We start from the raw sequence: 3864 nt of genomic DNA, 5'->3' as shown, positions 1-3864 counted from the left end.
GTTGCCTCTTTGGCAATAGATATTTTTGAAAAATTAGAGGTAAAACCTTTGATGCAAATTTCAAATATCAAGATTCCTGAACTCCTTGTTGAAATGTTTGATACATTAAGCATTGATGACTTTAGACATATAAATATTGATAAATTTATTAGCATAGGCGAAGAGTGGTTAAGTAAACTTGTCTATTTGCAACATGTCGAGCAACTTGATGCACTTTTAGAAATTGTGCCAGAGTCTATAAAAGTAGAACTTTTAAAGATGAAAGAGTTATGTCTGGAGATAAAATCTGAAAATGTTGTGCTTGCACCGATTTATTATGCAAAAATGCTCTACTATGATGAACTTTTCTTCCGCTGTATTGTAGGAAATGAAGTATATGCTCGTGGTGGAAGATATAAAAATGAAGCGCTCACTTCAGTAGGTTTTGCAATATATACAGATGTATTGTGCGAAGCCATAGAGCAATAGAAAAAGAGGGAAATAAATATGTATGAAAATAAAGCAGATGTAGTTGTTGGAATCCAGTGGGGTGATGAAGGTAAAGGGAAAATAGTTGATAAACTCGCTCTTGAATATGATATGGTATGCCGCTCTCAAGGTGGACACAACGCTGGTCACACTATTTGGGTTGATGGTGTTAAGTATGCACTACACCTTATTCCATCAGGTGTGCTTAATCCAAACGCAGTGAATGTTGTTGGAAATGGTGTTGTACTCTCTCCTAGTTCTATTATAGAAGAGATGGAGCAGTTTGAGGGCTTAGAGGGTCGTCTCTTTATTTCAGATAAAGCACATCTCAATCTCTCTTATCATGCCCAGATTGATCAGGCAAAAGAGAAACTCAAAGGCGATAAAGCCATAGGTACAACAGGAAAAGGAATAGGGCCTGCCTATTCTGATAAAATCAATCGTATTGGTCATCGTGCCGGAGAGCTTTTAAATCCTGAAAAATTATGTCAAACTATTTTAGATTATTTTGCACTCAATAAGCCTATTTTTGATGTTATGGATCTGCATGCTCCAAAAAAAGAGGAGCTCCTTGGGGAACTCAGTGCATACAATGAAAAGCTTGCTCCTTTTATTACCGATACAACACAAATGGTATGGCGTGCGCTTGATAGTGAAAACAAACGCGTACTTTTAGAAGGTGCACAGGGAACTATGCTTGACATCGACCATGGAACATACCCGTATGTAACTTCAAGCTCAACTGTAAGTGCAGGTGCTTGTACAGGGCTTGGGCTCAACCCTAAAGACATCGGCAAAGTGACAGGAATTGTAAAAGCTTACTGTACTCGTGTTGGAAATGGACCTTTTCCTAGTGAAGATTTAGGTGAAGATGGTAAACGACTTGGTGAACAAGGGCATGAGTTTGGAACAACAACAGGGCGTGCGCGTCGTTGTGGTTGGTTCGATGCAGTAGCTACTCGTTATGCTTCACGCCTTAATGGTTGTGATGAACTCGCACTTATGAAACTTGATGTACTTGATGGTTTTGATGCAGTAAAAGTTTGTGTTGCTTATGAGTATAATGGTGAAACTATTGATTATTTACCAGCTGATTTGGAAAATGTAACACCAATATATAAAACTTTTAAAGGTTGGGATAAATCTGTAGGTGCTCGTACATTCGAGGATCTTCCTCAGACTGCTCAAGAGTATGTAAAACTTATTGAAGAGATTAGTAAAACAAAAGTTGGTATAATCTCTACATCTCCTGAAAGAGAAGACACTATAATACTTTAAAGGAACTCCCTCTGTTATGAAAACGCGCTTTAGCTCTTTAGTAAATGTGAAAAAAAACACAATGCAGCAGAGTGAGAGTGCTTTTCAAAAGGCAAATGCGGTTTTTTTAAACGCAGAAGATGCCTTAAAAACTTCTACAAAACAACTTCAAGAACTAGCACCTCCCACAGATGGTCAGATTTCCAATTTTTTAGCACATAGAGCACTTCTTGATGTACAAAGAGCGCTCATAACACACAATCAAGAGTGGGTTGCGTTTAGTCAAACTGAGATGCAAAAGGCAAAGGAGCAGCTTAAATTTGACACGATAGAGTATGAAAAATTTAAGTATCTCGAGTTTGAAGAACAAAAAAAACTAATTAAAGAAGCAAAAATAAAAGAAGCAAAAGATTTAGATGAGATAGCTCTCATGACTTATGCAAATAAAAACTATAAAAAGGCAGCCTTGTGAGATATATTTTCATACTATTTTTTCTCTATTCATCACTTTTTGCACTGCAGACAAGTGATAAAATATTTGAGTGTACTAAGATTTTTGAGCAGAGAAAAGGGGAGCTTTTAGTGGAGTTAGAGCGTATAGATGAACAAAAACAAGCACTTAATTCTCTTAAAATTGCTACAGAAAATTTACTGAAAAAAAAGAAAGCTAAACTTGATCAGCAAGAAGAGGCGCTGAATACAAAATTGGCTGAGGTAACAAAGAAAGAGAATGCCATAAAAGCTATTCGCGATGAAAACAAAAAGCTTTTAGAAACACTTAAAAGTACAAAAATATCTAAAATATCTCAAACATTCTCAAAGATGAAAGCTGGAGCGGCTGCGGGTGTTTTGTCTGATATGCCAACAGATGATGCAGTTGTAATTTTACAATCTTTAAAACCTAAGGTTGTAGGAAAGATTTTTACGAAAATGGATCCAACAAAAGCGGCAAAACTTACAGAACTTTTAGCAAAATAAACTTTATAATCAAATTTTTACATTTAATACAGTAGAATAACGCAATAAATTTACTCTAGGCATTAATTATGAAAATGACTCTTAAAACTATCCCTCATATCGCAAATAAAGTTGCAATTGATTTAAACAAAAGTGGCGTTGTCGTAATGACAAAAGGTCTAGAACTAGTAGCAGCTGAGGCAGAAAAAGTTTTGCACGAGAGTGTAAAACAGGAAATGGCATTAGAAGAAAAAGTCAATGAAATTTGTGATGATAATGAAGATGAAATAGAATATATGCTCGCTGATGAGAGACAGCTTTTTTATATGATTAAAAAGAAATTGGCACCTGAATTTGGCGTTATCTTAAATTATGAAGAGCGATTTTCAGACATAGCACATAAGATACTTGATGAACTGTACGAAGAAGATCTAATACATTTTGATGTATCAGAAAATCGTATTAAAAATATTATTTATAGTGCTATTACCTCATTTATGGCAGATAGTTCAGAAATTGAAGATGCAGTAATGGATAAAATCCGTTCGTATAAACGCAGATTTATTCCTGGAACTGATGAGTTTGAGATTTTACATGAAAAACTTTACCGTGAAGAGTTAACAAAAAGAGGAATGGAGTAAAACTATGAGCAATACATTGAAAAAAGTTTGGATATATTTAGAAAATGGCACATATCTTGAAGCAAATAGTTTTGGTGCATCTAAAACAGAAGTCGGAGAGATTGTCTTTAACACTTCTATGACTGGTTATCAAGAGATAATGAGTGACCCATCTTATGCTGGACAATTTGTAACATTTACTACACCGGAGATTGGAAATGTAGGCGTAAATGAGCAAGATATGGAGAGTCTTAAAGCACATGCAAAAGGGATGATAGTAAGAAAATATCAAGCCCGTTACTCTAACTTTAGAGCAGAAAAATCTTTGCATGAATTTTTAGCAGAAAATGATCTTATGGGAATTTGTGACATTGATACAAGATACCTTACAAAAATGCTCCGTAGTGAAGGTTCTATGATGATGATTGCTTCTACTGAAGTAAGTGACAGAGAAGAACTTAAAAAAATACTTGAAAATTCTCCTCGAATTGAAGCAATTAATTATATTGAGCAAGTGAGTACAAAAGAGGCATATAAACATACTTCAAGTACCTACTCAAAT

5 protein-coding genes and 1 pseudogene are annotated in these 3864 nt (G+C 35.1%); all 6 read left to right on the top strand.

Annotated features, from left to right (window positions below; genetic code table 11):
* Positions 1–468 (top strand): annotated as a pseudogene (gene hisZ / locus MVY38_RS04675) (ATP phosphoribosyltransferase regulatory subunit); the annotation flags it as partial.
* An 18-nt stretch (positions 469–486) separates the two neighbouring features.
* Complete coding sequence (locus MVY38_RS04670; protein WP_297484001.1) at positions 487–1746, top strand: adenylosuccinate synthase; 1260 nt, start codon at positions 487–489, stop codon at positions 1744–1746.
* Positions 1747–1762: 16 nt separating this feature from the next.
* Positions 1763–2197 (top strand): flagellar export protein FliJ, encoded by a 435-nt coding sequence (locus MVY38_RS04665; RefSeq protein WP_297484000.1) that lies wholly within the window; start codon positions 1763–1765, stop codon positions 2195–2197.
* Positions 2194–2703, top strand: coding sequence for a PDP protein (locus tag MVY38_RS04660; RefSeq protein ID WP_297483999.1), 510 nt, complete (start codon positions 2194–2196; stop codon positions 2701–2703). Before MVY38_RS04665 ends, MVY38_RS04660 begins: the two co-directional genes overlap by 4 nt.
* A gap of 68 nt (positions 2704–2771) precedes the next feature.
* Positions 2772–3323, top strand: coding sequence for a DUF507 family protein (locus MVY38_RS04655; protein WP_297483998.1), 552 nt, complete (start codon positions 2772–2774; stop codon positions 3321–3323).
* 4 nt (positions 3324–3327) lie between these two features.
* A partial coding sequence (locus MVY38_RS04650) for a carbamoyl-phosphate synthase domain-containing protein (protein WP_297483997.1) occupies positions 3328–3864 on the top strand: 537 nt, incomplete at its 3' end.

The sequence above is a fragment of the Sulfurimonas sp. genome (assembly GCF_027056685.1).
Taxonomy (GTDB): domain Bacteria; phylum Campylobacterota; class Campylobacteria; order Campylobacterales; family Sulfurimonadaceae; genus Sulfurimonas.
The sequence above is the reverse complement of the archived record's forward strand: the minus strand, read 5'-3'. Positions and strand labels throughout refer to the sequence as shown.